General features: G+C 46.0%; 20 protein-coding genes. 19 read left to right on the top strand and 1 reads right to left on the bottom strand.

Annotated features, from left to right (window positions below; translation table 11 throughout):
• The first annotated feature begins 1 nt into the window (after window position 1).
• The 19 genes from ACTNA4_RS09140 (at window position 2) to ACTNA4_RS09050 (ending at window position 24377) form a co-directional block, all read left to right on the top strand.
• Complete coding sequence (locus tag ACTNA4_RS09140; RefSeq protein WP_427805511.1) at window positions 2-691, top strand: response regulator transcription factor; 690 nt, start codon at window positions 2-4, stop codon at window positions 689-691.
• Window positions 648-2117, top strand: coding sequence for a sensor histidine kinase (locus tag ACTNA4_RS09135; protein WP_427805512.1), 1470 nt, complete (start codon window positions 648-650; stop codon window positions 2115-2117). Before ACTNA4_RS09140 ends, ACTNA4_RS09135 begins: the two co-directional genes overlap by 44 nt.
• 34 nt (window positions 2118-2151) lie before the next feature.
• A complete protein-coding gene (locus tag ACTNA4_RS09130; RefSeq protein ID WP_427805513.1) occupies window positions 2152-3075 on the top strand; it encodes a GerMN domain-containing protein in 924 nt (307 codons plus the stop codon).
• Window positions 3076-3079: 4 nt separating this feature from the next.
• Entirely contained in the window at window positions 3080-5329 is a 2250-nt protein-coding gene (locus tag ACTNA4_RS09125) for a DNA internalization-related competence protein ComEC/Rec2 (protein ID WP_441029735.1), read from the top strand.
• Window positions 5326-6321: a DNA polymerase III subunit delta gene (gene holA, locus ACTNA4_RS09120; RefSeq protein ID WP_441029733.1), complete on the top strand. Its 996-nt coding sequence runs from the start codon at window positions 5326-5328 to the stop codon at window positions 6319-6321. Before ACTNA4_RS09125 ends, holA begins: the two co-directional genes overlap by 4 nt.
• Window positions 6322-6371: 50 nt before the next feature.
• On the top strand, window positions 6372-8186 hold the full coding sequence (lepA, locus tag ACTNA4_RS09115; protein ID WP_441029731.1) for a translation elongation factor 4: 1815 nt from the start codon (window positions 6372-6374) through the stop codon (window positions 8184-8186).
• A gap of 1 nt (window position 8187) precedes the next feature.
• On the top strand, window positions 8188-9402 hold the full coding sequence (hemW, locus tag ACTNA4_RS09110; protein ID WP_427819019.1) for a radical SAM family heme chaperone HemW: 1215 nt from the start codon (window positions 8188-8190) through the stop codon (window positions 9400-9402).
• 162 nt (window positions 9403-9564) lie between these two features.
• Window positions 9565-10608: a heat-inducible transcriptional repressor HrcA gene (gene hrcA, locus ACTNA4_RS09105; RefSeq protein WP_441029729.1), complete on the top strand. Its 1044-nt coding sequence runs from the start codon at window positions 9565-9567 to the stop codon at window positions 10606-10608.
• Between the two features lie 26 nt (window positions 10609-10634).
• Window positions 10635-11327 carry a nucleotide exchange factor GrpE gene (gene grpE / locus ACTNA4_RS09100; protein WP_441024579.1) on the top strand — a complete coding sequence of 231 codons (693 nt, stop codon included), beginning with the start codon at window positions 10635-10637 and terminating at the stop codon, window positions 11325-11327.
• Between the two features lie 110 nt (window positions 11328-11437).
• The gene (gene dnaK / locus ACTNA4_RS09095; RefSeq protein ID WP_427805520.1) at window positions 11438-13309 is read left to right on the top strand and encodes a molecular chaperone DnaK; all 1872 of its coding nucleotides are present in this window, start codon (window positions 11438-11440) and stop codon (window positions 13307-13309) included.
• Window positions 13310-13407: 98 nt separating this feature from the next.
• The gene (gene dnaJ / locus ACTNA4_RS09090; RefSeq protein ID WP_427805521.1) at window positions 13408-14601 is read left to right on the top strand and encodes a molecular chaperone DnaJ; all 1194 of its coding nucleotides are present in this window, start codon (window positions 13408-13410) and stop codon (window positions 14599-14601) included.
• Between the two features lie 407 nt (window positions 14602-15008).
• Window positions 15009-15473, top strand: coding sequence for a DUF6465 family protein (locus ACTNA4_RS09085; RefSeq protein WP_427805522.1), 465 nt, complete (start codon window positions 15009-15011; stop codon window positions 15471-15473).
• 206 nt (window positions 15474-15679) lie between these two features.
• Window positions 15680-16864 carry an iron-containing alcohol dehydrogenase gene (locus ACTNA4_RS09080; protein ID WP_427819018.1) on the top strand — a complete coding sequence of 395 codons (1185 nt, stop codon included), beginning with the start codon at window positions 15680-15682 and terminating at the stop codon, window positions 16862-16864.
• A complete protein-coding gene (locus ACTNA4_RS09075; RefSeq protein WP_441029727.1) occupies window positions 16827-18236 on the top strand; it encodes an MATE family efflux transporter in 1410 nt (469 codons plus the stop codon). Before ACTNA4_RS09080 ends, ACTNA4_RS09075 begins: the two co-directional genes overlap by 38 nt.
• A gap of 146 nt (window positions 18237-18382) precedes the next feature.
• Window positions 18383-18760 (top strand): Rid family detoxifying hydrolase, encoded by a 378-nt coding sequence (locus ACTNA4_RS09070; RefSeq protein WP_427805525.1) that lies wholly within the window; start codon window positions 18383-18385, stop codon window positions 18758-18760.
• Between the two features lie 24 nt (window positions 18761-18784).
• Window positions 18785-19621 carry a P-loop NTPase gene (locus ACTNA4_RS09065; RefSeq protein WP_441016912.1) on the top strand — a complete coding sequence of 279 codons (837 nt, stop codon included), beginning with the start codon at window positions 18785-18787 and terminating at the stop codon, window positions 19619-19621.
• A gap of 217 nt (window positions 19622-19838) precedes the next feature.
• Complete coding sequence (locus ACTNA4_RS09060) at window positions 19839-21176, top strand: putative DNA modification/repair radical SAM protein (RefSeq protein ID WP_427805677.1); 1338 nt, start codon at window positions 19839-19841, stop codon at window positions 21174-21176.
• The gene (locus tag ACTNA4_RS09055; protein WP_427805527.1) at window positions 21151-21918 is read left to right on the top strand and encodes a TIGR03915 family putative DNA repair protein; all 768 of its coding nucleotides are present in this window, start codon (window positions 21151-21153) and stop codon (window positions 21916-21918) included. Before ACTNA4_RS09060 ends, ACTNA4_RS09055 begins: the two co-directional genes overlap by 26 nt.
• Before the next feature lie 86 nt (window positions 21919-22004).
• Window positions 22005-24377, top strand: coding sequence for an ATP-dependent DNA helicase (locus ACTNA4_RS09050; protein ID WP_427805528.1), 2373 nt, complete (start codon window positions 22005-22007; stop codon window positions 24375-24377).
• Window positions 24378-24380: 3 nt separating this feature from the next.
• On the opposite strand, the gene ACTNA4_RS09045 is transcribed toward ACTNA4_RS09050, so the two are convergent.
• Window positions 24381-25289: a LysR family transcriptional regulator gene (locus ACTNA4_RS09045; protein ID WP_427805529.1), complete on the bottom strand. Its 909-nt coding sequence runs from the start codon at window positions 25287-25289 to the stop codon at window positions 24381-24383.
• Window positions 25290-25354: the final 65 nt, after the last annotated feature.

Here is a 25354-nt window from a genome sequence, read left to right as displayed (position 1 = left end):
TATGGGCAGAAAAGTGTTGGTAGTGGATGACGAAAAATTAATCGTGAAAGGAATTCGTTACAGTCTGGAGCAGGATGATATGGAAGTGGATGCCGCCTACGACGGTGAAGAGGCGCTGGAGATGGCAAGAAGGAAAGCGTATGATATCATTTTGCTGGATGTCATGCTTCCCAAGTGTGACGGATTTGAAGTGTGCAGGCAGATCCGGGAGTTCTCGGATGTTCCGATCGTGATGCTCACTGCAAAAGGAGAGGATATGGACAAGATCCTCGGGCTGGAATACGGAGCTGACGATTACATAACGAAACCATTCAATATACTTGAGGTCAAGGCAAGGATCAAGGCAATCATGCGCCGTACGGGGAAAAGAGAAGGAAGCACGGTGGCATCGAAGATGATCGTGAAAGGGGATCTCAGGATCGATTGCGAGAGCCGGAGAGTATTTTCCGGAGAGAAGGAACTGAACCTGACTGCAAAAGAATTCGATCTTCTGGAACTTCTTGCGATGAATCCGAATAAGGTGTACAGCAGAGAGAATCTTTTGAATATTGTCTGGGGATATGAATACCCGGGAGATGCACGTACGGTGGATGTCCATATCCGGAGACTGCGCGAGAAGATTGAAGTGAATCCGAGTGACCCGAAATATGTCTATACGAAGTGGGGAGTTGGTTATTATTTCAGGGGTTAAATTAAAATTTGTACCAAAGTTTTTAAAAAGTCTGCGAGTGCGCATTGTACTGCTTTTGGGGATTTGCACAATTCTGACGTGCCTGTTCTTAAAAGGGGCGATTTTGGAAAGCTATGAACAGAGACTGGTATCTGTGCGCACTTCAGAGATTCAGAATCAGTGTACGATTCTGGGCAATCAGTTAATCAATTCTAATTATCTGGAACATACAGATTCCGAGGTTATCAATGCTGAGCTTGCGCAGCTGTCCAATATTGTCAGCGGACGGGTCATGGTCATCAATGATGAATTCCGTATCGTAAAAGATACATATAATCTGGATGAAGGGAAGACGATCATATCTACGGATGTGGTGCGCTGTCTTCGCGGAGAGCAGAGCAACAATTATGATGAAAAGAACCGCTATATCGAGGTGGCGACGCCGATCGTGAGTTCCGGGGACAGGCGTGTTCCCGGCATGATGCTGGTCAGTGTGTCCACCGATTCGATCCGGGATGAACTGGCGGCTTTGGAGAGCAAGGCGTATCTTGCATCTCTGACGATCTTCCTGATCGTCCTTCTTGCCGCAGGATTATCGGCTTCTTTTCTGGTGCGTCCGCTTACAAGGATGTCAAAGACGATCGAGGAAATGGCATCCGGATACGGAGATAATTACCTTCATGAAGATGCATACAATGAGACGGAGAAGATCTCACTGGCATTTAACAGGCTGTGGGACCGCTATAAGCTGCTGGATGCTTCCAGGGAAGAATTTGTGGCCAATGTCTCTCACGAACTGAAGACACCGCTGACATCCATGAAGGTTCTGTCAGATTCACTTCTTGCACAGCCGGATGTGCCGGTGGAGCTGTATCAGGAGTTTATGGGAGACCTCTCAGAAGAGATTGAGCGGGAAAATAAAATCATCAATGATCTTTTGGAACTGGTTAAGATGGACAAAAAAGGCGCCGGCCTGAACGTGCAGAGCCAGAATATCAACGAGCTGGTGGAGCGGATTCTGAAAAGGCTGCGTCCTCTGGCGGCACGCCAGAATGTGGAACTGGTGTATGAGAGCTTTCGCTCTGTTACGGCAGAGGTGGATGAAGTGAAATTTTCGCTTGCGCTTTCCAATCTGGTTGAAAATGCAATCAAGTATAACAGGGAGAACGGCTGGGTTCATGTTGAGCTGAATGCGGATCACAAGTATTTCTATCTGAAAGTTGCGGATTCCGGAATCGGAATTCCGAAAGAGGATACCGAGCATATATTCGAACGGTTTTACCGGGTGGACAAGTCGCATTCCAGAGAAATCGGAGGGACCGGACTGGGCCTTTCTATAGCCCGCAACGCGGTGATCATGCACAGAGGAGCGATTAAGGTGCACAGCGAGCCGGGAGAGGGGACGACATTTACGGTCAGGATCCCGCTCACCTACATTGCCCAGTAGAGAGGCAGTGGGAAACAGAAAGAAGTGGATGGAAATGAGAAGAAGGAAGAAAATCATTTTGTATGTCGCCCTTGTCCTGGGTATTCTGGCATCGGCCGGGTGCAAAAGGAAGGATGAGGCGGATTCTCCGTATAAGCTGTACCGGATCAACCAGGATGGCACCGGTCTTGTGGAGACGGCGTACCAGGGAGAGACGGAAGATAGTGATAAAGCGGTGAACGAGATGATCGAAGATCTGAAGGCGGCAGATGACTCGATTGAAGAGCAGCCGGCGATCCCGAATGATGTTGATCTGGAGCGCTATGTCCTTGAAGACGAGAAGCTGCTGCTTTATTTTAACGAAGCGTATGCGGACATGGATCCGGTTCAGGAAGTGCTCTGTCGGGCGGCACTGGTACGTTCCCTTACGCAGATTGACGAGGTGGATCAGGTTGCGTTCTATGTGGATGAGAAACCGCTTGCGAACCGCTCGGGAGAAGAATACGGATTCCTCCAGGCCGAAGATTTTGTCCAGAATACAGGATCGGCGATCAATTCTTTTCAGGACACGGTATTGACCCTGTATTTTGCAAACAGTGACGGCTCTGCGCTGGTGAAAGAAGAGATGGATGTCCGTTACAATTCGAATCAGGCGAAGGAAAGAGTCATTGTGGAGAAGCTGATCAAAGGTCCCACAGGCAATGATCTGCAGGCCACGATCCCGAAAGGGACAAAGCTCCTTGGCACTTCGATCAAAGACGGGATCTGTTATCTGAATTTTAATGAAGGTCTGAAGAATACGACGCCGGGCGTGCAGCCGGAGACGGTGATCTACTCGATTGTAAATTCCGTGACGGAGTGTAGTTCGGTAAGTCGTGTTCAGATTGCGATTAACGGTGACAGCAATGTCATGTTCCAGGAAAGTATCAAACTGAGTGAGCCTCTTAGCAGAAATCTGGATATTGTGGAGGAAAAATAACAGTTTGAGACATAGAAAAATATGCTGTGCGGCATGTGTGGCAGCAGGAGTGATCGCTCTTATGTTTTATCTGGGCGGGAGCCGGATTTTTCCGGTTCTGGGAGAATCGGAGTTTGAAAGGCTGTATTCAGACGGAGATAAGGTAAGGCTTTGCGGTCAGATTTATCGGAAAACAAAAAAAGAAGACATCTGGATTCTGTACCTTAAAGGGATCAGAATGCAGGAACAAGGCGAATCAGAAATTGAGGCAGAAGATAATCTGCTGGTCTATTTATCAAATGGGCAGGAGGAACGGGTTCCGGAATACGGGCAGTATATCCGGGTGTCTGGAACCATTTCTTTCTTTCAGAATGCCCCGAATCCGGGGAATTTTAACCAAAGATTTTATTATCGAAAACAGGGAATAACAGGAGCGCTGAAACAGGCAAGGCTTGAAGAAATCCGGGCATTTACGGGAAAAGTGGGATGGAAATACCGTCTTCTTGAATGGATGAGTGATATTCGGGAGAAAACGGCAGAGCAGATTCTTGCGTATCTCGGCGAAGAAAAGGGCGGAGTCTTGTGCTCCATGATGCTCGGAGACCGTGCGTATATGGATGAGGAGGTAAGGGAAAACTATCAGAAAAGCGGAATCGGGCATCTGCTGGCGATCTCGGGTCTTCATGTGTCTTTTGTCGGGATGGGAATATACGAAATCCTGAGACATGCCTCTTTTACAAGGACTTTTGCGGCGGGAGGAAGCTGTGCGGTTCTGATCCTGTACGCGGTGCTGACAGGAGGGAGTATATCGGCAGTCCGAGCTGCCGTGATGTTTCTGATCCGTATGGGGGCAGAGGTGACGGGAAGGGAATACGACGGACTGACGGCGGCGGGAACGGCCATGCTGCTGATGTTGTCGTTCAATCCTCTGCAGCTCTTTGACGCGGGATTCTTGTTGTCCTTCGGTGCCGTGCTCGGTGTCTACCTGATTCTGCCTTTCTGGCAGACAGAAGGGGAGGCGAAATGGAAACGCACCATAAAAATGTCGCTGTCGGTTCAGCTGGCAGTGCTTCCAATCATGCTGTATTATTATTATGAAATCAGTCCTTATTCCATATTCTGGAATTTGCTTGCGGTTCCGCTTGCGGGAATCGTGCTCGCATGCGGCTTCGCAGGGATCCTGACTGGAACGGTAGTTTCTGGGGGACTGTGGCCGGCACGCATCTCCTATGGAATAAGCGGTCTGATTCTTGGAATTTATGAAGAAGGAAGCAGGATCATGCTGGAGATCCCGGGTGCGAGATGGGTCGCAGGAAGACCGGGGACAGTGCAGATTCTGGCATACTATATGGTACTGGCCGTCATGTTGGCATGTTTTAGATTCGGGAAGAAGAAAGCCGCTTATACAGGAATTTTGGCAGCGGTTTTGCTCATGGGGTTCCCTCACGGCAGGGCGGGAGAGCTGGAAATCTATATGATGAATGTTGGACAGGGGGATGCATTTTTCCTCAGAGGACCGAAAGGTGGTACATACCTCATCGACGGAGGGAGCAGCACAGTGAGTGATGTGGGGAAATACCGGATCGAACCGTTTCTGAAATCCGAAGGTGTCGGGAAGCTGGATTATGTGTGGGTCTCCCACGGGGATATCGATCATCTTGGAGGAATTGAGGAAATGCTGAAACGACAGAAATACGGGATCCGAATCGAACGGATCGTACTTCCCGGGGAACGCTTCTGGGATGAAAAACTGTATGAATTTGCACAGACTGCCACAGAATACGGGGCAAAGGTCTACACGGTCGAAGCGGGGCAGATTCTTCGGGAAGGAGAAATGGAGCTTTTCTGTATCTGGCCGGGAGACGAGAAGGAGAAAGAAGAGATGCCGGAGCCGGGCAATGAAGCCTCCATGGTCCTTGCCCTTCGCTATCGCAGATTTGATATGCTATTTACCGGTGATCTGGAAAATGACGCAGAAGATACGGTGTCGGCAAGGATTGGGGAACTTCAGGAGCAAAAAAAGCTTTCGGACAGATTCGAAGTGCTGAAAGTCGGGCATCACGGATCGAGAAATGCGACATCGGAAAGACTTCTTGAAATAACAAGGCCGGATGCTGCCTGGGTGTCGGCCGGAGAGAAGAACCGCTATGGGCATCCTCACGAAGAAGTGCTGGAAAGACTTGCAAATTGGGGCGTCAGCTTATATAATACGAAAGACGGACATGCAGTGAAATTATGTACAGACGGGGAGAAATATAGTATACTGAGACCATGAAGAGTTTGAATGAAGATTTAAAAACCGGACAATTTAAACAGATCTATCTCCTATACGGGGAGGAGGCTTATCTGAAAAAACAGTACAGGGATCGTTTTGTAAAAGCGATGGTCTCCGAAGGAGATACCATGAATTATGCGTATTATGAAGGGAAAAACACGAATCCCCGGGAGGTGATCGACCTTGCCGAAACGATGCCGTTTTTTGCCGAGCGAAGGCTGATCGTGATGGAAAATACCGGGTTCTTCAAGAGCTCGGTGCCGGAACTGGCAGAGTATCTGAAAGAGATTCCTCAGACTTCGTTTCTGATCTTTGTCGAGGAGGAGATCGATAAGAGAAGCAAGCTGTACAAGGCAGTAAAGGACAGAGGAAGGATCGTAGAATTGAAACGCCAGGATGAGAAGACTCTGGTGCGCTGGATTCTCGGTATGGTAAAAAAAGAGAATCAGAATATGACGGAATCTGCCGCCAGATATTTTCTGGGCAAGGTGGGCAATGACATGGAGAACATCCAGAAAGAGTTGGAAAAGCTGTTCTGCTATTGTTTGAATCATACGGAGATCACGGTGGCGGACATAGATGCGATCTGTACGACCCAGATCACGAACCATATCTTCGACATGGTGGATGCGGTGGCGAACAAGGAACAGAAGAAAGCGCTGGATTATTACTATGATCTGCTGACGCTGAAAGAACCGCCGATGCGGATCCTGTATCTGCTGACCAGACAGTTCCGCATTCTGATGGAAATCAAGGAAATGGAAAATCAGGGAGTTCCATCCAAAGAGATGGCATCCAAAGCCGGGATCATGCCGTTCCTGGTGGGAAAATACCGGGCACAGGCACAGGCGTTTTCCGCAAAAGAGCTTCGGCAGATCGTCGAGGCGGGCGTGCAGACCGAGGAGAATGTCAAGACAGGAAGAATGGGAGATGTCCTGTCGGTCGAGCTCTTTCTGGTACAGTACAGCCGGAAAAAACCAAAGGTATCATAATATACAGACAGGATATGAGAAAGATAGGATAAGGAGACGAAAAAAGGGCTATGCATATGGATCAAAAGAAAATTCGGAATTTTTGTATAATTGCGCATATCGACCACGGGAAATCTACATTGGCAGACCGGATCATCGAGATGACCGGCCTTCTTACCAGCCGGGAAATGCAGGCACAGGTACTGGACAACATGGACCTGGAGCGGGAGAGAGGGATTACGATCAAGTCCCAGGCAGTCCGCACCGTCTACAAGGCAAAAGACGGGGAGGAATACATTTTCAATCTGATCGATACTCCGGGACATGTGGATTTTAATTATGAAGTTTCCCGTAGTCTCGCCGCGTGTGACGGTGCGATATTGGTTGTGGATGCCGCTCAGGGGGTTGAGGCACAGACGCTTGCAAATGTATATCTCGCACTGGATCATGATCTGGATGTCATGCCTGTTATCAATAAGGTGGACCTTCCGAGTGCAGAACCGGAACGTGTGATTGAAGAGATTGAGGACGTGATCGGGATTGAAGCACAGGATGCACCGAGAATCTCTGCAAAGACCGGTCTGAATGTGGAAGAAGTGCTGGAACAGATCGTGGAGAAGATCCCGGCACCGGAGGGAGATCCGGACGCCCCGCTTCAGGCACTTATCTTTGATTCCCTTTATGACCCGTATAAAGGAGTCATCGTATTTTGCAGGATTAAAGAAGGATGCATCACGAAGGGGACACCGATCAGAATGATGGCAACCGGAGCAACTGCAGATGTAGTGGAAGTTGGTTATTTCGGAGCAGGCCAGTTTATTCCTTGTGAAGAATTATCCGCCGGAATGGTAGGATACTTTACTGCCAGTCTGAAGAATGTGAAAGACACGCGTGTCGGTGATACGGTAACGAATGCGCAAAGACCTTGTGACAAGCCGCTTCCGGGTTACAAGAAAGTCAATCCGATGGTGTATTGCGGTGTGTACCCGGCGGATAGCTCCAAATATCCGGATCTGAGGGATGCACTGGAGAAACTGCAGCTCAATGATGCGGCGCTTCAGTTTGAGCCTGAGACTTCACTGGCACTAGGGTTTGGGTTCCGATGTGGTTTCCTCGGGCTTCTGCATCTGGAAATCATCCAGGAACGTCTGGAACGGGAATATAACCTGGATCTGGTGACGACAGCACCCGGAGTTATCTACAAAGTGTATAAGACAAACGGAGAGGTGATTGAACTTACCAATCCGTCCAATCTGCCGGATCCTGCGGAGATTGAATATATGGAGGAACCTGTCGTAAAAGCGGAGATCATGGTAACTTCGGAATTCATCGGAGCGATCATGGATCTGTGTCAGGAAAGACGAGGCGTGTACCAGGGAATGGAATATATCGAAGAGACAAGAGCAGTGCTTCACTACCATCTGCCTCTGAATGAAATTATCTATGATTTCTTTGATGCACTGAAATCACGTTCGCGCGGATACGCTTCTTTTGATTATGAGCTTCTTGGATATGAGCGGTCTGAACTGGTCAAGCTGGATATTCTCATTAATAAAGAAGAAGTCGATGCACTTTCCTTCATTGTATTTGCAGGAAGCGCTTATGACCGGGGAAGAAAGATGTGTGAAAAGCTGAAGGAAGAGATCCCGAGACAGCTCTTCGAGATCCCGATCCAGGCAGCGATCGGAAGCAAGATCATTGCGCGTGAGACGGTCAAAGCTCTGCGTAAAGATGTTCTTGCGAAGTGTTACGGCGGTGATATCACACGTAAGAAGAAACTTCTGGAGAAGCAGAAAGAAGGAAAGAAACGTATGCGTCAGGTGGGAAATGTAGAAATTCCGCAGAAAGCATTTATGAGTGTTCTGAAATTGGATGATAAGAAATAATATGGAAAGAAAACAAATATCAGGTGGGGCGGGCAAGCCTTTGGAACTGTACATTCATATTCCGTTCTGCCTGAAGAAATGTGCCTACTGTGATTTCCTATCAGCGCCCGCAGGCGAGAAAGAGCGGGAAGAATATGTACAGATTCTGTGTGAGGAAATCAGGACAAATGCAGGAAAAGTGGAAGAGTATCAGGTCTCTTCCATTTTCTTTGGAGGAGGGACTCCCTCTCTTCTTACCGGAGACCAGTTCCGGATGATTCTTGATACGGTTCGGGATCAATATCACATTTCTGCGGATGCGGAGATTTCTATGGAGATGAATCCCGGTACGGTTACGGATGAAAAACTGAAAGCGTATAAAGATGCCGGTGTGAACCGGCTGAGCATCGGACTACAGTCTGTCCATGATGAAGAACTGCGGATGCTTGGAAGGATACACACTTATGAAGAATTCCTTGAGGCCTATAGGAGTGCGAGGATGTGCGGATTTGACAATATCAATATTGATCTGATTTCGGCGATCCCGGGTCAGACGGCGGAGAGCTGGACCGAAACACTGAGAACAGTCGCGGCTCTGGAGCCGGAGCACATTTCTGCATACAGTCTGATCATCGAACCCGGAACTTTATTCTATGACAGGTACGGGGAAGATGCAGGACGGGAAGAAAGGGCGGAGTCGGGATGTGAGAAAAGAAAGGGTGCAAATCTGCCGTGGCCTGCGCTTCCTACGGAGGAGGAAGAACGGGAGATGTATCATCAGACAGAGCAGATCCTCGTCGGTGCGGGATATCAGCGGTATGAGATTTCCAATTATGCAAAGCCCGGATACCGATGCAGGCACAACTGCGGGTATTGGAGAAGAGTGCCGTATCTGGGGTTCGGCGTGGGTGCCGCCACATTTTTTGAAGGGGCAAGATACAGTAATCCGGAAAAGATGACGGAATACAGGGATAATTTTGAAGAAAAATTTTCCGGAGAAAAACTCAGCCTGGAAGATGAGATGGAGGAATTCATGTTTCTCGGACTGCGCATGACGGAAGGCATATCGAAAACAGAATTTGAGGAAGCCTTTGGAACCGGGATCGAAGCGGTCTACGGAAAACCGATCCGGAAACTGAAAGGTATGCATCTTATAGAAGAACATGAGGACCGTATCGCGCTTACAGAACAGGGAATCGATGTGAGCAATACGGTATTTGTGGAGTTTATGTTTTGAGAAAAGGACTGTCATATGGCAGTCCTTTTGCGATAAAAAAGTGTAACTATGAAATATTTATAAAGTGGGTTGACAAAGCGTGTTGGGAGTGATACATTAATAAGCGAAGATGATGTTAGCACTCGAATATGCCGAGTGCTAATAAAACAAAGGAGGGTGCAGATGGAGTCTATACAGGAACTTAGTGAGCGGAAAACGAAAATCCTTCATGCCATCATTAAGAATTATTTAGACACCGGAGAGCCGGTGGGATCGAGAACGATTTCCAAGTATACGGATCTGAACTTAAGCTCTGCAACGATCCGGAATGAAATGGCGGATCTGGAAGAACTGGGTTATATCATGCAGCCTCACACATCGGCGGGAAGGATTCCATCTGATAAAGGATATCGATGGTATGTAGATATGCTGATGAGCCAGAAAGAGCAGGAGGTCACAGAACTGAGGGAACAGATGCTGGAGAAGTCAGATAAGATGGATCAGCTCCTAAGGCAGGTCGCGAAAGTACTGGCAACGAACACCAATTACGCGACGATGATTTCCTCTCCGGTATATAACAGGAATAAGCTGAAGTTCATCCAGCTTTCACAGGTAGATGAGAACCAGTTGGTCGTCGTCATTGTGATGGATGGAAATATCGTAAAGAACCAGATTATTACACTGGAAGAGCCATTGGATAACGAAGCATTGCTGAAACTGAATATGCTGTTAAATACGGCACTGATCGGACTGTCGGTGGAAGAGATCAATCTCGGAATGATCGCCAGACTGAAGGAACAGGCAGGGATTCACAGTGAAGTGGTCAGTAATGTGCTGGATGCAGTGGCGAATGTGATACAGCTTGATGATGACATGGAGATTTACACCAGCGGCGCAACGAATATTTTTAAATATCCGGAGCTTAGCGATAAGCAGAGCGCTCAGGAGATTATCAGTGCTTTCGAAGAAAAGCAGCAGCTGGCAGCGCTGGTATCAAAGACGATGGCCAGCAGCGAGAATAAAGACATTCAGGTCTATATCGGAAATGAATCCAATGTGGAGAAGATGAAGGACTGCAGTGTTGTCACAGCGACCTATGAGCTTGGTGAGGGTATGCAGGGGACCATTGGAATCATTGGACCGAAGCGGATGGATTACGAACATGTAATGAAGACGTTAAAGACTCTGATGGCGGAACTGGATGAGATTTTCCACAGGGATGGTTAGAACATCCGGACTATGAAAGGAGAAAGGTGGCAGAACCGTTGGATAATCAGATGAGTAATGAAGAAATGGTAAAAGAAGCAGTGGAAGAGGCAAAGAAAGCCGCCATGGAAGCGGAAGCAGAAGAAGCTGCTGAAAAAGAAAATGATAAGGAAGAGGATTCCGAAGAAAGTCGGGAAGGTGAGAACAAAGAGGCCGGCGAAGCAGATGCGAAGGAAGAAGAAAAAACAGAAGAAACTGCGGAGCCGAAAAAATCAAAGCTTTTTGAAAAAAAGAATAAAAAAGACAAGAAGGATGAGCAGATTGCAGATCTGACAGATAAGCTTACCAGACAGATGGCAGAATTCGATAATTACAGAAAGCGGACTGAGAAAGAAAAATCAGCCATGTATGAGATCGGTGCAAAAGATATCGTGGAAAAGATTCTTCCGGTCGTTGATAATTTTGAACGCGGCCTGCAGTCTGTAGCTGAGGAAAACAAAGAAGATCCGTTTGTGCAGGGAATGGATAAGATCTACAAGCAGCTTATGACAACACTGGAAGGCATCGGTGTGAAACCGATTGAGGCGGTCGGACAGGAATTTAACCCGGATTTTCATAATGCAGTGATGCATATTGAAGATGAAGAGGCCGGAGAGAATGTCGTGGTCGAGGAATTCCAGAAAGGATATATGTATCGTGAAAGTGTTGTGAGACACAGCATGGTAAAGGTTGCTAATTAAAATAGCAGAATGAATGAAATAGTTTGTATATTTACACATGAAGATGCAGATATACTCTATATAAACAAAGTAAGTAAACAAATTTTTTAAAATATTAGGAGGTCTTCATAATGGGCAAAATCATTGGTATTGATTTAGGTACAACAAACAGTTGTGTAGCGGTTATGGAAGGTGGTCAGCCGGTTGTAATCGCAAATACAGAAGGTGCAAGAACAACACCGTCTATCGTAGCATTTACAAAAACAGGAGAACGTCTGGTAGGTGAACCTGCAAAACGTCAGGCAGTTACAAACGCAGAAAAGACAATTTCTTCTATCAAGAGAGAAATGGGAACAGACCATAAAGTTGACATTGATGGAAAGAAATATTCTCCGCAGGAAATTTCAGCTATGATTCTTCAGAAACTGAAAGCAGATGCAGAAGCATACCTTGGAGAAAAGGTTACAGAAGCAGTTATCACTGTTCCGGCATATTTCAACGATGCACAGCGTCAGGCTACCAAGGATGCCGGTAAGATCGCCGGTCTTGATGTAAAACGTATCATCAACGAGCCTACAGCGGCAGCACTTGCTTATGGTCTGGACAATGAAAAAGAACAGAAGATCATGGTTTATGACCTTGGCGGTGGTACATTCGATGTATCCGTTATTGAGATCGGTGACGGCGTTATCGAAGTATTATCTACAGCAGGTAACAACAGACTTGGCGGAGATGACTTCGATCAGAAGATCACAGACTATATGCTTGCAGATTTCAAGGCAAAAGAAGGTGTAGATCTTTCTACAGATAAGATGGCTCTTCAGAGATTGAAAGAAGCAGCTGAAAAAGCAAAGAAAGAGCTCTCGTCTGCAACAACAACTAATATTAACCTTCCGTTCATCACTGCAACAGCAGAAGGACCGAAGCATTTCGATATGAACCTGACAAGAGCTAAATTCGATGAATTAACTCATGAACTGGTTGAAAAGACAGCAGAACCGGTAAGACGTGCACTGTCTGATGCAGGTATCACAGCGTCTGACCTTGGCCAGGTACTTCTGGTAGGTGGATCTACCCGTATCCCGGCTGTACAGGAAGAAGTAAAACGTCTCACAGGCAAAGAACCGAGCAAATCTCTGAATCCGGATGAGTGTGTAGCCCTTGGTGCATCCGTTCAGGGCGGTAAACTGGCTGGAGATGCCGGCGCAGGCGACATCCTTCTTCTGGATGTAACTCCGCTGTCACTGTCCATCGAGACAATGGGTGGTGTTGCTACAAGATTGATCGAGAGAAATACAACAATCCCGACCAAGAAGAGCCAGATTTTCTCTACTGCTGCAGATAACCAGACAGCAGTTGATATCAACGTTGTTCAGGGTGAAAGACAGTTCGCAAGAGACAACAAGTCCCTCGGACAGTTCAGACTGGACGGAATTCCGCCGGCACCGCGTGGAATCCCGCAGATCGAAGTTACATTTGATATCGATGCAAACGGTATTGTAAATGTATCAGCAAAAGATCTGGGAACAGGAAAAGAACAGCATATTACGATCACAGCAGGTTCTAATATGTCCGATGCAGATATCGATCGTGCAGTAAAAGAAGCTGCTGAGTTCGAAGCACAGGATAAGAAGCGTAAAGAAGCAATTGACACCAAGAATGACGCAGACGCAATGGTATTCCAGACCGAGAAAGCAATGAAAGAAGTTGGTGACAAGATCGATGCTGCTGACAGAAGCGCAGTAGAAGCTGATGTTCAGACTCTGAAAGATTTGCTTGCAAAAGCAGGCGATGAAATGACAGATGCTCAGGTCGCTGAGATCAAGGCTGCAAAAGAAAAACTGATGGAAAGTGCACAGAAGCTGTTCACAAAGGTTTATGAGCAGGCTGGTGCTGCAGCCGGCGCAGCAGGAGCACAGGGTGGACCGGCTCCGGAAGCAGGACCGGCACCGGAAGGATACAACGGAGATGACGTTGTAGACGGAGATTATAGAGAAGTTTAAGTTCTTGTTTAACAAAATTATTTTCTGCAAGGCGGGTAAATCCGTCTTGCAGATTTGTTGCTATGCATACGAAAAAGTAGAAGTGATGAGGTAGGGTTATGGCAGAATCAAAAAGAGATTACTATGAAGTCCTTGGTGTCTCCAAAGATGCGGATGAGGCGACATTGAAGAAAGCATATCGGGCTTTGGCCAAGAAATACCATCCGGATATGAATCCGGGGGATGCCGAGGCCGAAAAAAAGTTTAAAGAAGCCTCTGAAGCATATGCAGTACTGAGTGATCCCGAAAAACGTCGTCAATATGACCAGTTTGGACATGCCGCCTTTGAAGGAGGTGCCGGCGGAGCCGGGGGATTCGGAGGATTCGATTTTAACAGCGCAGATTTCGGCGATATTTTCGGCGATATATTTGGTGATTTATTTGGCGGAGGCAGAAGAGGAGGCCGTGCCAATACCGGTCCTATGAAAGGGGCAAATATTCGAAAAGGTGTTAGAATTACATTTGAAGAGGCTGTGTTTGGCTGTGAGAAGGAACTGGAGGTTGTGTTGAAAGATCCGTGCAGTAAATGTAACGGTACCGGGGCAAAACCGGGAACAAGTCCGGAAACCTGCAGCCGATGCGGTGGAAAAGGACAGGTAGTCTATACATCCCAGTCGTTCTTCGGAACAGTACAGAATGTACAGACTTGTCCGGAGTGTCAGGGAACAGGTAAGGTTATTCGCGAAAAATGTCCGGATTGTGGCGGAACAGGATATACGTCCAGTCGAAAGAAGATTAAGGTTTCTATTCCGGCAGGTATTGATAATGGACAGAGCGTACGGATTCGCGAAAAGGGAGAACCTGGGGTGAATGGAGGTCCGAGAGGAGATCTTTTGGTCGAGGTTACTGTTTCACGGCATCCGATTTTCCAGAGACAGGATGTACATCTGTTTTCAACAGCACCGATTACATTTGCACAGGCAGCGCTCGGTGGTGACGTAAGAATTAAGACGATTGATGGGGATGTGCTTTATAATATAAAACCGGGAACAAAGACCGATACGAAAGTGCGTCTGAAAGGAAAAGGTGTTCCTTCGCTCAGAAATCCGCAGGTACGTGGAGATCATTATGTCACGCTTGTGATTCAGACACCGGAAAAATTAAGTGCAGAGGCCAAAGAGGCACTTCGCAAATTTGATGAATTGACAGGGAATTCTTTGAATCAGGAAGAAGAACCCGAAGGAAAAACAAAGAATAAGAAAAAAGGCTTCATGGATAAGGTGAAGGAAAAGTTAGAAGAATTGGAAGAATAAAAAATATGCGTTTCGTGTGAACATCCCACATGAAACGCATATTTTTATTCTTCTTCTTCCAATTCGCTGCCGGCGATGCCACCAATTACTGAAGTAACACAGGCGGTAACGATAGCTGCGATGATTGCAACTGCGATAATGCCAACCAATAATACCATAATGTTACCTTCCTTTCTTTGCAATATAAACATTATAGCACAATTTGCATAATTAATACAGTAAAATTGAGAAAAATTTCTACATTAAAAAAGGCTGAAAGTCAAATATATCTTGGGAATCAATGTGACTTTTTGAAATTTCTGTGGTATAATATCGCGGTAAGCAAATTCCGAGGAAAATTTTTCCGGTTTTTGTACTTTGTTATGTGGCAACATGCAGTAACTTAGAATCGAGGAGGATATTTAAATATGGCAAGAGTAAGCAAACGTTCTAAAGCAGTAATTGATAAGAATGTAAAAGCAGCAGAAGCAAAAGCCCCGGTTAATGCAGCAGAAGTAAAAGAAGCTGTAGAAGTTAAGACAGAAGAAGTAAAAGAAGCTGCAGCAGCTATGGCAGAAGAAGCGGTAAAAATGGCAGAAGAGAAGGTAGAAGACGTGAAAGAAGCTGTAGAGAAGACTGTGAAAGATGTAAAGAAAGCAGCAGCTAAGACAAGAAAAGAGGCAACTAAGAAAGAAATCAAGACAGAAATTGTTTTGCAGTATGGTGAAAAAGAAGTAAATACGAAAGATATGGTTGCGGCAGTTAAGAAAGAATGGACAAAGGCAAAACACAAAGTATCAGACATCAAGTCCATGGAACTCTATATCAAACCGGAAGATTACGCTGTATATTATGTAATCAACGGTGAAACAACCGGTAAGATCTGGCTGTAGAATTATATAGTAGTTAGTGAATGTATATTGCCATTGTTCGTTTTCCGGAAAGAAGAGAAGCAATTCTTTTCTCCGGAAAAATCGAACAGAATCATTTCTTTTTTCTAATAGAAGTATGAACTGGAATCGGTCCTGATTTTCCCATGATTGTATAAAACAACAGAATATAGGTAAGATCTGCGACGATCTTAGAACGGAGGAGAATAATGCAGAATTTTACACAATATACACCTACTGAAATTGTGTTTGGAAGCAAGACGCATCTTCAGGCGGGAATAGAAGTGAAAAAATGGAACGGACACAGAGTGCTGATCGTTTATGGAGGAGGAAGTGTCGTGAAAAGCGGTCTTCTGGAAACGATTGAAAATGCTCTGCGAGAAGAGAAAATTACATATGAAGAATTTGGCGGAGTGAAACCGAATCCGAGACTCGCATATGCGGAACGGGGAGTTCAGAAGGCGTTGGAGTTCGGGGCGGATTTTATCCTGGCCGTTGGTGGAGGCAGTTCGATCGACACGGCGAAAGCAATTGCACATGGGGCAGCGAATCCGGGAACAAAGCTATGGGATATCTGGACGCAGAAAGTGCCACTTACCCGGTCTCTTCCGATGGGATGTGTACTTACGATTGCGGCAGCCGGCAGTGAGATGAGCTCATCTTCTGTTCTGACAAATGAAGAGACCGGGGAAAAAAGTGGAATTACCACGGTATTTAACCGCCCCAAATTTGCGATTATGAATCCGGAACTGACATTTACTCTGCCACCATATCAGATTGCATGTGGAGTTGTGGATATTATGATGCATACGTTGGAACGATACTTCATTCCTAATCAGAAAAACCAGATGACAGATGAAATCGCAGAAGGGCTTCTCAGGGTCATGATCGAAAATGGAATAAAAGGATTTAAGAATCCAGAGGATTATGATGCGATGAGTGAGATTATGTGGTGCGGAAGTCTGTCGCATAATGATCTGACGGGGCTTGGCAGAGAAAAAGATTTCTGTGTGCATAAATTCGGACATGCTCTCGGAGCGAAATATGATCTGGCACATGGGGCGACTTTGTCTGCAATGTGGGGATCCTGGGCAGAGTATGTATATCGATATGATGTGGATCGTTTCTGCCATTACGGTCAGAAAGTGTGGGGAATTCAGGGAAAAGATGCTGTGGAGACAGCGCGGGAGGCAATCCGGAAAACGGTGGATTACTTCCGCAGCCTGGAAATGCCGGTGAATTTGAAAGAGCTTGAAATCGGGACACTCAGTGATGATACTTTGATGGAACTGGCAATGAACGCAACCAAAGGCGGAACGGTAAAATTATCGAAAATAAAGGAGTTAGATGTAAACGATGTTTATCAAATCTTTCAGTCGGCAAACGGAAGATAAGATGGATATTAACTGGAAAAATTTCTATAAACAGGTATGTCTGCTTATCATTCCGATGGCGCTGCAGAACCTGATCAATGTCGGGGTTCAGGCAGCCGATGTATTTATGCTGGGACGGGTTGGGGAGAAGGTCCTTTCCGGAGCATCGCTTGCCGGACAGATTCAGTTCATCATGACGCTGATCCTGTTCGGAACTACGTCAGGAGCTACGGTGCTGACTGCGCAGTATTGGGGGAAAAAGGATACCCGGACGATTGAAAAAATCCTGGGGATGGGCATGCTGATCGGTATTGGCGGAGCATTGGCTTTCGCTTTGGCAGCCGAACTGATCCCTGAGACACTACTCCGGATCTATACAAATGACCCGGAAGTCATTGCGGAAGGCGCGAAATATCTGAGGATTGTTGCGCTTTCTTATGTAATCATGGCGGCAACTCAGGTCTATCTGTATATTATGCGCAGCATTGAGAGGGTCGTAATCGCGACGGTCGTATACGGTGCTTCACTTATAGTGAATATTATAGTCAACGCAGTGTTGATCTTCGGGCTTATGGGATTCCCAAAGATGGGAATTGAAGGAGCGGCGATCGGAACTTTGATTTCAAGAATCCTTGGACTTATGATTGTAATATGGTATGCAAAATTCAGAAATAAAGTGGTCCGTTTTCATTTGAGCGACATGTGGAACATTGATAAAGTGCTGTTGAAAGACTTTTTGTTCTACGCGACTCCGGTTATTTTGAACGAGCTGGTATGGGGAATGGGGAGCTCTGCCAATACGGCGGTGATCGGACATCTCGGCAGTGCAGCAGTCGCGGCAAATTCTGTTGTACAGGTGGTAAGAGAACTTTCCACAGTGGTTGTTTTCGGTGTCTCGAATGCGACGGCAATCTATCTGGGGAAAACGATCGGAGAGCGACAGTATGAGCTCGCGAAAGCATATGGCAGAAGATTTGCGGTTCTGAGTGTCATCACTGGATTCATTGCCGCGGGGATCATATTGGTTTCAGCTCCGGCAGTGAGCAGATTTATGACACTTTCTCCGGAAGCAAAGAGTTACCTGATGTTTATGTTTTTTGTTATGTCTTATTTCGCGCTGTGTCAGGCAATTAATACAACACTTGTGGTGGGGGTGTTCCGCTCGGGGGGAGACACCAGATTCGGACTTCGTCTGGATGCAACTACGATGTGGTGCTGTTCCATCCTGCTCGGAGCGATCGCAGCGTTCGTTTTTCGGGCCAGTGTTCCGGTGGTTTATGTATTACTGATGAGTGACGAAGTGATCAAGGTGCCGATCACTGTCAAGCGTTTCCTGGGGTATAAATGGATCAAAAATGTAACGAGGGAGCAGGAAGAACTGGCAATGGATTAGTTACAGATTATTTGGAAAAAGGATTGGATTTTCCCGAAAGCTATGGTATTCTAGTACTATGGTTCCGGGGGCTTGATGAGAGCTCAAAAACTAGAGTATAAAACGGCATTTTCATAGAAAATACCAGGAAAAGGAGAGACGAGATTATGAAACCAGTAGCAACTGAGAAAGCACCAAAAGCATTAGGACCTTATTCACAGGGATATGTACACAATGGTATCCTTTATTCTGCAGGTCAGATCGCTATCAATCCGGAGACAAATACGGTCGAGGCTGTTACCATTGAAGAGCAGACAGAACAGGTTTGTAAGAATCTTGGAGAAGTATTAAGAGCAGCAGGAAGTTCATTTGACAAAGTTTTAAAGACGACTTGTTTCTTAAGTGATATGGGAGACTTCGCTGCCTTTAATGAAGTATATGGCAAATACTTTACATCAAAACCGGCAAGAAGCTGTGTTGCAGTAAAGACGCTTCCGAAGAACCTTCTCTGCGAAGTTGAAGTCATTGCTGTGGTAGAAGAATAATATATATTTTGGAGGTTGAGAATTATGGCAGAAGAGCAGAACAGCGGATGTTCACCGGAGGCGTGTTCTTCCTGTGCGCACGCAGGCTCGTGTAAAAGCAAGAAAGAAGATATGAAAGCACCGGCTAATCCGTATTCACAGGTGAAAAAAGTAATCGGCGTGGTGAGCGGAAAAGGCGGAGTCGGTAAATCTATGGTGACTGCATCTCTTGCACGGCTTGCCATCAGCCAGGGATACACGGTCGGAATCCTGGATGCCGATATCACAGGACCGTCTATACCGAAAATGTATGGAGTGCACGAAAGTGCAGTCGGAAATGAAGAAGGTATGTTCCCATGTATTGCTAAAGACGGAACTAAGATTATGTCCGTCAACCTGCTCCTTGAGAGAGAGTCTGATCCTGTGATCTGGCGAGGACCGATCATTGCGGGGGTTGTAACTCAGTTCTGGACAGATGTAATGTGGGGAGATCTGGATTTCCTTTTTGTCGATATGCCGCCGGGAACCGGTGATGTACCGCTGACCGTTTTCCAGTCTTTGCCTGTCGATGGAGTTGTGATCGTCACATCACCGCAGGATCTGGTACAGATGATTGTGGAGAAAGCATACAATATGGCAAAACAGATGAATATTCCGGTTCTTGGAATTGTAGAAAACTACAGTTATCTGGAATGCCCGGAATGCGGAAAGCGGATTTCCGTCTTCGGAGAGAGCCACATTGATGAGATCGCGGAAAATCTTGGAACAGAAGTGCTTGGAAAAATGCCGATTGATCCTCAGCTGGCTGAAATCGTAGAACAGGAGAAGTTCTATGAGGCTGAAAATAAATATCTGACAAATATTATTGAAAGATTCCAGTAGGAGTCCGGCAATGATAAAAATGGGGCGTTTCACAGTAATGTGGAGCGTCTTTTTTTTAGTTGCTTCGCATATGAGAAAAATATGGTTCAGATATTGATAAATCGACTTGAATATGTTACTATATAAAAGAACAAATGTTCGGAACGTAAGTTTGCAAATGCTCAAAGATCGAAGAACGGAGAATAAGGAGGAATGAAAAGTGCGGATCCAGACGGAGATGAACCTGTATGAGAAGCTGAATATACTGTCGGATGCAGCAAAGTATGATGTGGCGTGTACTTCCAGCGGTGTGGACAGGAAAGGAGACGGAACCGGTATGGGGAATTGTGAGAAAGCAGGAATCTGCCACAGTTTTTCGGCAGACGGACGGTGTATTTCACTGCTTAAGATCCTTTTCACCAACGAGTGCATTTTTGATTGCAAATACTGTGTGAACCGTTCATCCAATGATGTGATCCGTACTTCCTTTACTCCCGATGAAGTTTGTAAGCTGACGATGGAGTTTTATCGACGTAATTATATAGAGGGATTGTTTTTGAGCTCCGGTATTTTAAAGAGTCCGGATTATACAATGGAATTGATCTATGCGACGCTGTATAAGCTGAGAAAAGAGTGTAATTTTCAGGGCTATATCCATGTGAAAGCCATTCCGGGGGCGAGTCAGGAACTGATTCAGAAGGTGGGATATCTTACAGACAGAATGAGTGTGAACCTGGAACTCCCAACGCAAGAAAGTCTTCGCCTTCTTGCACCGCACAAGAGTCGGAAGAATATCCTGACTCCCATGAGGCTGGTGCAGGAAAAGCGAAAAGAAAATAGGCAGGAATTGACAGTATACCGGCATGCTCCGCAGTTTGTGCCGGCAGGGCAGAGTACGCAGATGATTATCGGAGCAACTCCAGAAACTGACTTTCAGATTATGCAGGTGACGGAGGCACTTTATCAGAAGTTTGAACTGAAGAGAGTGTTTTATTCGGCGTTTGTTCCCGTGAACGAAGATAAAGCGCTTCCGGTCAAAACAGATAGTGGCCCGCCGCTTCTGAGAGAACACAGGTTATATCAGGCGGACTGGCTGCTGCGTTACTATCAGTTTCATGTGGATGAATTGTTGGATGAAGAGAATCCGAATTTTAATGTATTGATGGACCCTAAATGTGACTGGGCAGTCCGCCATCTGGAGGAGTTCCCGATTGAGGTGAACAGGGCGGACTACCACATGCTGCTTCGAGTTCCGGGGATTGGATACCGGTCGGCGTCCCGGATCGTAAAGGCAAGAAGGCTTGGGACGGTTGATTTTGCGGATCTTAAGAAAATGGGAGTCGTGCTGAAAAGAGCACTGTATTTTATTACGTGCAGTGGCAAGATGATGTATCCGGTGCGTATGGATCAGGATTATATAACAAGGAATATTCTGGACGGTAAAGAACGGTTGCCGGATTCTGTGATTGGGATGAATTACAGGCAGCTGTCGTTATTTGATGATGTGAGATTCTCAGGAGATTCGTTTGCTGTGGAAGGAAGTGGGAAATGTGCAGAAAATCTATGTCTGTCATGATGATATCACCGGGATTTTTTCGGCGGTGTATGATGCCTGGAAGGAGAGAAGAGAAACTGGGGATGCAGGAATTGCTTTTAAAGGCAGTGTTGAACAAAAGCTGTTTTGTGAATACACGGAGTGTGAGGAAAGGGAAGAAAAGGTGATCGCGGTTGAGAAGATGATCAAGAACCACCTTGGGATGGATGCATATTGGAAACTGTATCATGCGGCTCTTTCGTCTGATCCAGCCAAAGGAGATGCGATACTGGGGACGATGTTTGCGGCCAGAAGGCTGAAGGATAGTACCAGGATCATGGAAAATCTGACCAGTCCTTCCGTAGAGAAAGTATTTGCGCTTAGCAGAAAGGTTTCCAATGAAGCACATTATTTCAAAGAATTTCTGCGTTTTAAGGAATTGGAAAGCGGAATACTATTTGCCAGAATCGATCCGAAAAGTCAGATACTTGCGTGTATCGCACCGCATTTTGCAGATCGGCTGCCACTTGAAAACTGGTTAATCTTTGACGGTACACATGAGGTTTTTGCGGTACATGAGGCAAGAAAGAGCTGGTTCCTGATCTCTGGAATCGAGGCGGATATGGAGATACTGGAACGTTTGTCCGAATCGGAGATGGAAATCCAGAAGTTATGGAAAGGGTTTTTTGAGAGTATCTCGATCAATGAGCGCGAGAGTTATGTGCGCCAGAGACAGCATCTGCCGATCTGGTACAGAAAAAATATCGTGGAGTTCCAGAATTAATGGAGTGAAAATATCACGTAATGCTTTTTCTCGATTCTGTTTCGTGTTAAGATATAGAAAGAATGTAAGAATCGGGAGATAATGAGATGGAACAGGAAATGCCGGTGATCAGAATATCGGTCCGGAATCTGGTAGAATTCATTTTACGGGAAGGCGATATTGACAATCGAACAGGAGGAATTCTGGATGCCGAAGCCATGCAGATGGGTGGAAAGATCCATAGAAAGATTCAGCGAAGCATGGGTGCGGGATATCACGCGGAGGTGTCGATGAAAAAGGAGATCCCATGTGACGGTTTCTGCCTGAAAGTGGAGGGACGCGCAGACGGGATTCTGGAAGAGGCGGACGTAGTGACAATTGATGAGATTAAAGGAGTACTCTGTGAGCTGGATGAAATCAAAGAGCCGGTGGGAGTACATCTTGCTCAGGCGAAATGCTATGCCTGGATGTATGCAGAGCAGAGAGACCTTTCTTTTATCGGTGTGCAGATGACGTACTGCCAGATGGATACGGAGGAGATCAAGAGATTCTGTTATACCTATGACTGCAAAGAATTGAAACTGTGGTTTGATGAACTGATCATGAAATATGAAAAATGGGCGAAATTCCAAGTGGAATGGCGCAGAAAGCGGAACGCATCTGCAAAAGGAGTCCAGTTTCCTTTTTCGTACCGGAAAGGACAGAAAGAGCTGGCGGCATCCGTTTATCGTACGATCCTGAGAAAGAAAAAACTGTTTATTCAGGCACCGACCGGTGTCGGAAAGACGTTATCGGCAGTGTTTCCGGCTGTGAAAGCAGTCGGGGAGGAGCTGGGGGAAAAGATCTTTTATCTGACGGCGAAGACGATCACAAGAACGGTTGCCGAGCAGGCGTTTCAAATCCTGAAAGAGCAGGGACTGAAAATGAAGGTGATCACGCTGACGGCGAAGGAGAAGATCTGTTTTTGCGATGAGACGGAATGCAATCCGGAATACTGTCCGTACGCAAAAGGACATTTTGACCGTGTAAATGACGCGGTGTACGAACTGCTTACTTCCACGGACGAGATGAGCAGAGCAGCGCTGGAAGAACAGGCGAAAAAGCACTGTGTGTGTCCGTTTGAGATGGGACTCGATGTATCCACATGGGCAGATGCTGTGATCTGTGATTATAATTATGTATTTGATCCAAATGCACATTTGAAGCGGTTTTTCTCCGAAGGAGTATCGGGGGAGTATATTTTTCTGATTGATGAAGCGCATAATCTTGTCGAGCGCGGAAGACAGATGTACAGTGCAGAGATCTACAAAGAAGATTTTCTGAATGTGAAAAAACTGGTGAAGACGCTTGATTATAAACTTGCGAAAAGGTTGGATGAGTGTAATAAGCTTCTACTGGCAATGAAGAAGGAATGTGAAGATTATCGGGTGGTGAGCAGTGCTTCCCATATTTACCTGAAATTAATGAATCTCATGCCGAGGATTGAAACGTTCCTGGAGAACTGTCAGGACAGGAACGTGGCGGATGTTGTCCGGGATTTTTATTTTTCGATTCGTTCCTTCATCAGTATTTATGAGGCATTGGATGAAAATTATGTGATCTATTCGCAAATGCAGAAGGATCAGAGATTTATGTTGAAGCTTTTCTGTGTCAATCCGGCGGCAAATCTCCAGAAATATCTGGATATGGGGAATAGTACGATCTTTTTTTCGGCAACGCTTTTGCCAATACAGTATTATAAAAAGCTGCTGAGCACGGACAAGGATAATTATGCGGTCTATGCGGAATCTACATTTGACCAGAGCAGACGTTTGATACTAAACGGAACGGATGTCAGTACACGATATAAGAAGCGAACGGAAGATATGTATAAGCGATATGCGGAATATATCTGGCGGACTGTTCGCGCGAAGCAGGGAAACTATATGGCGTTTTGTCCATCCTATCAATTTATGGAAGCTGTATATGATGCTTTTGAGAAAATGCGGTGCGAGATGGGAGATGGTCAGACGGAGTGTATTCTGCAATCTCACTATATGAACGAAGAAGCGAGAGAGATTTTCCTGGAAACATTTGAGGAAGTGCGCGAAGGAAGTCTGGTCGGTTTTTGCGTGATGGGAGGAATCTTTTCGGAAGGCATTGATCTTGCGGAAGAAAAACTGATCGGTGCCTTTATTATTGGTACCGGCCTTCCCCAGGTGTGCAGTGAACGAGCGATTCTCAAGGATTATTTTGACAAAGACGGCGGACAGGGATTTGACTATGCATATCTGTACCCGGGAATGAATAAGGTGCTGCAGGCAGCAGGAAGAGTAATCCGGACGGAAGAGGACAGAGGTGTGATTCTCCTTTTGGATGAACGGTTTCGGGAGCGCCGGTGCCGGGAGATATTTCCAAGAGAATGGGAGGATTGTGGAGCCTGCGTTTTAGAAGATGTGGAGGAGAAAGTGAAGGCATTCTGGGATAGCCAGAATGCCTAAAAGTCAGATCGTATCAGGATTTTGGGAGATGACAGGTTCGTCAAAATAATTAAGAAAAGCCTGAGCCGCTCTTGAGATGGGAACATGTTCGTTATAGGCGGCAATAAGCTGTCTTTTTGGAAGTTTTTCGGTAGTCTCAACGATGAAGAGATCGTCGGACTTTAACGGAAAACAATAATCCGGGATAAAGGCGATCCCCAGACCGATGCTTGCAAGATCAATCAACAGGTCGTTGCTGCTGAGTTCAATCTCCGGGACGAGATCGAGCTGATGCTTCTGAAACAGAGAGTGAAGGAATTCGCTTGTCGTGCTTTTTTTGTCCAGCATGATGATTGGGTAATCCAGAAGCTGCTTTAAGGATAAGGGATGTCCTTTCAATTCGCGAAATGCGTGATTGGCGATAAATACATCCTGAAATTCTTTTATTTTTTTTATGGAGACCAGATTGCCGAGGTATGCGTTTGGATAGTTTGCTACGATCAAATCCACTTGACCTGTCTCCAAAAGTTCGGTACATTTAATAGATGTAGCATTGGTCACTTTTATGTGGGCATTTGGAAAAGCTCTGTGAAAGCGTTCCAGATAGGGAACCAGAAAGTATCGGCAGATGGTGTCACTTGCACCGATTCGGATCTGTCCGCCGGTGGTGGCGGATTCCAGAATCTGAGCCTCGCCGCGCTTGATCAGGTGGATCGCCGGTTCAATGTGGCGAAGAAGAATCTCGCCTTCCGGGGTGAGCTGTACTTTTTTCGTACTTCTTATAAAAAGAGTTTGATCCAGCTTCTTCTCCAGGGCTTTGATGGACTGGCTGACGGCAGATTGAGAGATATAGAGCTGCTTGGATGCTTCTGAGAAGCTCAGAGTATCGGCCACATAATAAAACACTTTATATAATTCGTAATTAATATCCATTATTAGTCCTCCTTATAAAACTCATTTGTATTATAAGAGATGTGGAAGAAAAAAACAAGAGAGAT

Origin of the sequence: Bariatricus sp. HCP28S3_A7 (assembly GCF_052066375.1) — a bacterium.
Classification (GTDB): domain Bacteria; phylum Bacillota; class Clostridia; order Lachnospirales; family Lachnospiraceae; genus Allocoprococcus.
The sequence above is the reverse complement of the archived record's forward strand: the minus strand, read 5'-3'. Positions and strand labels throughout refer to the sequence as shown.